This window comes from Aquimarina longa SW024, from assembly GCF_001401755.1.
Classification (GTDB): Bacteria; Bacteroidota; Bacteroidia; order Flavobacteriales; family Flavobacteriaceae; genus Aquimarina; species Aquimarina longa.
Window position 1 is genome coordinate 1 of sequence record NZ_KQ474104.1, and the last position, 6527, is coordinate 6527.

General features: G+C 32.3%; 1 protein-coding gene. It reads right to left on the reverse strand.

Going from position 1 to position 6527, the window contains the following annotated elements; translation table 11 throughout:
• On the reverse strand, positions 1-6519 hold a 6519-nt coding region (locus tag N456_RS19120; protein ID WP_062060634.1), incomplete at its 3' end, for a non-ribosomal peptide synthetase.
• Positions 6520-6527: the final 8 nt, after the last annotated feature.

Genomic DNA, 6527 nt, shown 5'->3' on the forward strand with positions numbered 1-6527 from the left:
ACTTCCTATTTTATCTTCATGTACAACTGATGGAAGAGAAACCTTACCAACTCCACCTTCTATACAAACAACTAAATCTGAAATCATAGGGTTATCAAAGATCTCTCTAATTGATACTTCAACTTCTAATCTCTTACGAATCATAGAAACCAATCGAGTCGCGAGAAGGGAGTGGCCTCCTAACTCAAAAAAGTTATCGTGGATCCCTACTTTAGGGACTCCTAACAATTCTTGCCAGATCTCAGCTAGAGATATTTCCATGGCACTCTGAGGAGCAACATAGACTGAACTCGATACATCTGACATGTCTGGATCTGGTAATGACTTCTTATCAATCTTACCATTACTAGTTAAAGGCATATCCTCTAATGTCACCCAAACACCAGGGATCATATAATCTGGTAAACGAGTTTTTAAATGACTCTGTATCGAACTCTTATCAATAGCATCAGAACTGACGACATACCCTACTAATCGATTACTACCTGATCCATCTGCTCGTGATACAACACAGCAACTCGTAATTGATGGCAATTCTGATAAAACACTCTCGATTTCTCCTAGTTCAATACGATATCCTCTAATCTTTACTTGATCATCTTTACGTCCTAAAAACTCTATATTACCATCACTAAGCCAACGTGCTAGATCTCCCGTCTTATAAAGGCGTAAGCCTGAAGTAAATGGATCTGAGATAAATCGATCTTCTGTTAATGATTCCTTATTTAAATAACCTCTAGAAATTCCTATACCCGAAAAACATAACTCTCCTATAACTCCAATAGGTTGTAATTGCATACTATCTGAAACTATGTAAGCTCGAGTATTGTCGATAGGAGTACCTATATTTATGGTTTCTGATCGCTCTAATTTTTGAGCAGTAACCCATATGGTGGCCTCTGTAGGTCCATATAAATTCCATACAGTACTGCTAATAGTTGTAAGGCTATTTTTTAGGTTTTCTTTTATAGCTTCTCCTCCACATAAGATCGTAACATTTTCTTCATTATTCCAATCACTACTTACGAGCATTTGCCATGTAGAAGGGGTAGCCTGCATAAATTCTGGTTGATATGTAGTAATCAGATCTCTTAATTTATATGCATCTACTGATGATTCTTCATTCGACAAAACTACTTTTGCTCCCTGAATAAGTGGTGTAAATAGTTCTAAATAAAATATATCAAAAGTATACGTCGTAACTGATAAAAAGGTTTTCATTTTTTCTAAACCTAGCTTATTTATCATCGAATAGAGAAAGTTTACTACACTTTTATGTTCTATCATAACTCCTTTAGGATTACCTGTGGAGCCTGATGTATAAATAACATAGGCTAATTGATTTTCATCTATATGTAGAGAAGGTTTGTTTATCGATTCTTTTTGTATTTCATCTCCATCTGTATCTAAGAGAATAGTAGTTGTTTTATACTCATTACCTAGTGCTTTTATGCTTTCTGAGTTACTTATAATTAAGGAAATAAATGCATCTTCGAGAATATATGTAATACGATCTTTAGGATAATTAGGATCTATAGGAACATAAGCTCTTCCTGACTTAAGAACTCCTAAAATTGAAATCACCATTTCTAAAGATCGATTGAGACATATCCCTACTATTTCTTCTTTAATAGTGTCTTCTCTATTCAGGTAATTTGCCAATTGATTAGATCGTTCATCCAGTTCTCTGTATGATAACTGTTCTTCTTCAAAGATTACTGCAATAGCATCAGGGGTTTTGGCTACTTGGTTTTCAAAAAATACAGGTAGTGCATTATCCAATGGATAATCCGCATAGGTATTATTAAATTCATCTAATAATTGGTATTTTTCTTGTCCTGTAAGTAGTGTCATCTTATCTATTGGATACTCCAATTCTACCTCCAAATTCTTCATCAAAATCTCATATTGTGATTTTAAACGTTGGATTGTCTCTTCTTTAAATAATGCGGTTGCATAGGTTAGATTTAGGGATAATCCAGAATTTGTTTCTGTAACGGTTAGTGTAAGATCAAATTGAGAAATCGTAGTCCTAAAAGGTTCTGAAGAAAGTGTTACTTCTGGCAATGTTATTACATCGTCATTTACTGCATTTTGCAATGTAAACATTACCTGAAATAATGGAGATATACTCATATCTCTTTTTTCTATTACTCGATCTACTACTTTCTCAAAAGGAGTATGCTGGTGTTCATAGGCCTCTAATGTTGTTGTCTTTACCTGTCGTAACAATTCTTTAAATACTACACTTTTAGAAATATTATTACGTAGCACTAATGTATTAGCAAAGAATCCTATTATTTTTTCTGTTTCTTCTTGTGTTCTATTCGCTATTGGAGTACCTATACTAATATCACTTTGTCCTGTATTTCTATATAACAGCACCTTAAATGCACTTAATAATAGCATAAATAAGGTTACTCCTTCTTCTTTACAAATCGCTTTTATTTTTTTAGTAGTTTCTAAATCTACTGTAAAAGAAATGTCAGCTCCTTTTGTACTTTGAATAGAAGGTCGTGGATAATCTATTGGTAGATTTAGTGAAGAAACTTTTTTTAATTGGTGCTCCCAATACGATAGTTCTTGTTGTAATATTTCTCCTTCTAAATACTCTCTTTGCCAGAACGCATAGTCACTATATTGAACCGATAGGGGTGGTAATTTATCTTCTCTTTTTTCTACGAATGAACTGTATAGCTCTATAAATTCCTGAATCAAAATACCAATAGACCAGCCATCACTAGCAATGTGATGAAATACTCCTGTTAGTACATAATTATCGGCTCCTTGATCATATATCCCTGCTCTAAACATATAGTCTATAGATAAATTAAAAGGATGAGAAATAAACTTTTCTATCTTATCTTCTAAGTTTTCTTGCTTTCCATCAACAGTAAAGTGTCTAATATTCCAGTCTTTTTCCGAAATCACCTCTTGATATCCTATACCTTCTTCGGACTTAATAATAGTTCTTAACGCCTTATGACGATATAGTATTTGTCGTAATGATGTTTCTAGTATTGTTATATCTAAATTCCCTTTTATCCTTAATACTATTGGAATATGATAATGGATACTACCTCCTAATTGATCAACAAACCACAATCGTTCTTGACTAAAAGACAAAGGAACTTTACCTTCTGTATCTCGTGGTTGTATTGCAGATGTAATTGTTTTTTGCTGACTATTAATGATCTGCTTTTTTAATGTTTTTATCGTGGGGTAATTAAATACGTCTTTTATTTCTATTTCTACTTCTACTTTTTTTCTGATTATAGAAACTAACCTCGTTGCTAATATAGAATGCCCTCCCAAGTCGAAAAAATCATCTTGTATTCCTACTTTATCGATGTTTAATAAGTTTTGCCAGATAGTAACTAATTCTTTTTCTAGCTCATCACGGGGCGCCTCATAAGTAACCGTATTTAAGTTTGATATATTGAGTGTTGATAATACTTTTTTATCTGTTTTACCATTAGAGGTTAATGGCATATCATCTAATTCTACCCATAACTGAGGAATCATATATTCTGGTAGTTTTTGCTGTAGTACCTCTTGCATTTTTACCTTATCAAATACATTTTTACTAACTACATATCCTACTAATTGTTTACTCCCATCAGAACTTTCTTTAGCCAAAACACAACAAGTATTGATATCTGATATCTGTGATAATATACTTTCTATTTCTCCTAACTCTATTCTATATCCTCTAATCTTTACCTGATCATCAGATCTACCTATATATTCTATAGTACCATCGGGTAACCAACGGGCGACATCGCCTGTATCATACATACGCTCTCCATCCATAAATGGATTAGTAATAAATTTTTCTTGTGTTAACTCTTCTCTATTTAGATATCCTCTTGCTACCTGAACTCCCCCTATATAAAGATCTCCTGAAACACCTATAGGTACAGGAATATAGTTTTTATCTAATATATATAACCTTGTATTAGCTATAGGTTTTCCTATCGATACCAACTCCAATGTATTTCCTTCTGGTATACGCCAAGAGGATACATCAATAGCTGCTTCTGTAGGACCATATAAATTATCTAAACGAACTTTAGGGAATTTTTCTTTAAATAGTTGTATCTGATCTAAACGGAGAGCTTCCCCACTACATAAAACTCTCTGTAAGGAAGTACACTCCCCTTTTTCTATATCTAATAAAAATGCCCAAAGCATAGAAGGAACAAAATGTAGCGTGGTAATATTATAATTATCTATTGTTTGTTTTAGATAGGTGGTATCTTTATGTCCTTCTGGTCGTAAGAATACCAAAGGTACTCCTGATATTAATGGCCAAAATAATTCCCAGACAGAAACGTCAAAACAGAATGTTGTTTTTTGCAATATAGCATCTACATTGGGTTGAAGTTGATACTGATTCTGTGTCCAGAGCAATCGATTAACAATTCCTCTATGTTCATTCATTACTCCTTTTGGTTTTCCTGTACTACCTGATGTATAAATTACATACGCTAGATTACTTGGAGTAATTGTTGTAGGTACCTTTGTTATAGGATAATTTTCTAATTCTAATTTTTTATGAGACACATCAATTAACGCTACTTGATCTGTAACTGCTGTTAGTATATCTATAGATCGGCTATCGCATAATATGACTTGTGCGGCTATGTCCTGTATAATATATTGAATCCTTTCTTCTGGATAATCAGGATCGATAGGCACGTATGCTCCTCCGGATTTTAATATGCCCAGAATACTAACCATCATATGTAATGAACGATCTAAACATACTCCTACAAGAGATTCTGTAGTAACTCCTCGACTTCTTAAATGATGAGCTAACTGATTTGATTTTTCTTCTAATTCACTATAAGAAAGCTGTTGTTCTTCAAAACGTACCGCAATAGCATTAGGTGTTTTATTAACCTGATCATTAATTAAATCTAGAAGTGTTTTATCTAATGGGTATGCTACTTCTGTGTTGTTAAAATCATATTGTATTTGATGATTTTCATTTGGTGTTAAGACCTGTAGTGTACTTGTTGTACTGTCTTCTGGTATAGATGTTAGTTGTTCTAATATTGTTTTAATATGTCCCTGTATCGATTGTACATAAAAAGGGCTTAATAGCACATCATTGTATGTAAATTTTATATCTAATGTTTCTCCTAATCCTATAGTTAACGTTAGTAAATAATTTGTTTGTTCTTTTGCTTCTACAGCGCCAAGTTCTAATATTCCTTCTTGTTCTTTAACCGCATCGGATACTGGAAAGTTTTCGAATACAATAATACTATCAAACAGACTTCCTTTAATACCATTTAATTTCTGAATTTCAGATAAATTTATATACTGATACTCTCTACTTGTTGTATGCTGTAATTGAATATCAGATAGCCATTCTGTTATTTTTTGGCTAGCATCTATTGTTGTACAAAGAGGTAGTGTATTAATATATAGTCCTACTCTTTGATCCGCATTTTCTATAGCCTTAGGTCTTCCTGATACTGTTACTCCAAAAACTATAGTATCATTAGCTGTATATGTATGTAATAAGAATGCCCAAACTCCCTGAATGATTGTATTGACAGTTAAACGATTACTTCTTGCATATTTTTTTAACTGATCTGTTAACGAAGCATCTATGAGTAGTGAGGACTCTCTATAGTCCTTATTTTGATCTTGTTGTACTATTTGTTTTTTGGAAAAAGGCAGAAGACAAGGTGATGTTAGCCCTTCCATATACGTTTTCCAAAAAGATGTTTCTTCTTCTGGATCTTTTGATGCAATATACCTGATATAATCTTCGTAATAATCTATTGATTTTGTAGGTAGTTTTTTTCCTTTGTAGAGTGACTGATAGGCTTGTAAAAAGTCTCCCATAAGTATTGATAATGACCATCCATCCATTAAAATATGATGACTAGTAAAAACCATATTGTATGATGTCTCTCCTGTTTTAATAAGAGTAACTCTCATTAATGGTACTTCATTAAATTTAAAACCTCTTTCTCTATCTGATAGTAAGAATGATGCAATTTTATTTTTCTTTTCGGCAGTAGAAAAAGAACTATAATCTAATTCTATAAAAGGCATTGTTACTTGTTCATAAACACGCTGTACTGGTATACTAAAGTCTTCATGAAAAAATGCGGTTCTTAAAATACTATAATGCTGGAGTACATATTCCCAAGATGATTTTATCACGGTAACGTCTACTCCTTTTGTAAATTCTATTGCCAGTTGCAGAATATATGCATTTGAATTTTTATCATATAATCCATGAAATAGCATTCCCTCTTGCAGAGGACTCAATTTATAAATTACATTAGAAGTATTATTTTGTATCTTCTGTTCTTTTAAGAATTCTATTAATGCTATTTTATTTTTGGTAAGAAAATCTTTTATATTTTCTTTATCTTCCTTAAAATCATAAGGATTTGTTACAGAACGATTTTTATGTTTTTTAAGGATTAATTCTCCATTTTTTTCTACTAAAAAGAAATGTAATTGATCTAATTTTTTTATAAAACTTTCCATTATCCAAT